We start from the raw sequence: 265 nt of genomic DNA, 5'->3' as shown, positions 1-265 counted from the left end.
GGGGGCGTGGGCGTCGCAGGTTGGTGGGCAGATTGGGCAGGCGGTGTCGTCGGCGGGTGCGGGGTTGGCGGCGCAGGCGGGGGTGATCGGGGCGCAGTTGGCGACGCAGGCTCAGGCGGTGGTGGCGGCGGCGCCGACGTTGGTGTCGTCGGTGCAGTCGTTGGTGGCGCAGGTGCCGTTGTCGTCGTTGTCGCAGGTGGCGCAGATGGCGGCGATGCCGGCGAGCATGGCTATCTCGCCGATGATGAGCCTGGCGCAGATGGCG

At 72.1% G+C, this 265-nt stretch carries 1 protein-coding gene; it reads left to right on the top strand.

Annotated features, from left to right (window positions below; genetic code table 11):
• Positions 1-265: hypothetical protein (locus tag AC5Y5V_RS31440; RefSeq protein ID WP_499942997.1), on the top strand; the 265-nt coding region annotated here is incomplete at both ends.

It is taken from the genome of Mycobacterium sp. NGS68 (assembly GCF_059812195.1).
Note: the sequence above shows the minus strand (reverse complement) of the source record. Positions and strands in the feature narration are given on the sequence as shown.